The following is a 1532-nucleotide window of genomic DNA, read 5'->3' as shown; positions in this document are numbered from 1 at the left end:
GGCCATATATGGACGCTCCCGGTGAGTCAAGATAATACTCTGCTTACCCAAAGCTTATTGGCCTTAGTTTTCTATTCTATTGCTTCACACTTGTCATTGCTTTTGATGCGGCTCATTTACCGCTAGAAGCGGTTGTACTGCCATATATACGGGCTTAACAGTCAAGCTGCGCCCCTAATGAAATCCGTACCACTGCGCCTATCAATTGAAACATCCATGCGGATTAGGTTTACACTATCCTTGGCCTATTCAGGCTAGCACTGGTTGGACTGAGCCATTTCTTCATCGTTTACAACAACCTTGGTGAGTGTTTAATGTGCTATCTTGCGGCTATTATCATCCAGTCGGGTTTATTACCCTTGGCCAGCCCGAGCTCAGCAAGATAGCGACAACAGTGTTAACAAGTACCATGGTTTACACCTTGATTGGCTGCATATTGCGGAGCATAAGGCACTTGTTTTTGTAATAAAATCCATATCAGTCTGGCGAGCTTATGTGCGGTGGCAACCACCGTACTACAGATGCTTTTTCGGCTTCTTAACTGCGTTATCCAACGATTTAAATCATCTTGTTTTTTACTCGCATGGCTGACGATTGTTCTGGCGCCATGAATAAGTTGCTTGCGTAAATAGCTGTTACCTCGTTTGGTAATACTGCCATTAACACTTCTATGGCCAGAAGCATATTGCTTGGGGGTTAACCCAAGCCACACACCCAGTTCTTTAGCGGTATTAAAAGCTTGGCCTCGGCCAATTGATGCGACGAACGCTGATGCTATGATGGGGCCGATACCTGGAATGCTTAATAATATTTTGCCATCAGGCTCACGCTCAATAAGCTTTTTTATCAAGGTATTAATTCTGTCTAAACGTGTATTTACACTTTGATATTCACCCCAGAAGTCATTTGCAATCAGCTTGATTATGGGACGTTGTGATGCATCATTAATGATGTCCCAAATGGCCACCTCAAACGCTTTATAGCCTTGGGCAAAACAAATGCCAAAATCAACTAAGACACCTCTAATTTGGTTAGTACAGGCGGTTTTCTCCTTTACTAATCGCTCCCTGATACGGTGTAACATCAATATCTCTTGCTGCTCTTCGGTTTTCACTGGCACGAAACGAATGTTAGGCCTAAAGCTGGCTTCATAAATCGCCATAGTGTCATTGTTATCATTTTTACTGCCTCGCACGAACGGGGTGACATGTTGGGCAGGAATAAGCTTAACGTTATGCCCCATAGCGAGAAACTTACGTCCCCAGTAATGGGATGAATAACAAGCCTCGAAGACCACATCGCAATTGGGTTGTTGCAGCATAAATTCGGTCAGTTGAGTGCGATTTAAACGCTTATTGAAGACTTGTTTTGCATGACAATCCATCCCAAGGACTTGAAATACATTCTTGGCCAAATCAATCGAAATAGTGGTAACTTTCATGGTGGACGCTCCTTAAGTAACTGTGCGGTTCAACAACAGTTTGGCGCATTGACGCCGTATTAGGGAGCGTCCATCTCATCATCCATGGCCA

Annotated in this window: 1 protein-coding gene; it reads right to left on the bottom strand. The window is 43.9% G+C overall.

What is annotated here, in order from left to right; translation table 11 throughout:
* Positions 1–397: 397 nt before the first annotated feature.
* Positions 398–1441, bottom strand: a complete 1044-nt coding sequence (locus AAEY98_RS22100) for an IS110 family RNA-guided transposase (protein WP_351019689.1) — start codon at positions 1439–1441, stop codon at positions 398–400.
* Between the last annotated feature and the right edge of the window lie 91 nt (positions 1442–1532).

Source organism: Shewanella sp. AC91-MNA-CIBAN-0169 (assembly GCF_040310165.1).
Lineage (GTDB): Bacteria > Pseudomonadota > Gammaproteobacteria > Enterobacterales > Shewanellaceae > Shewanella.
This window is presented reverse-complemented; position numbering and strand designations above follow the sequence as displayed.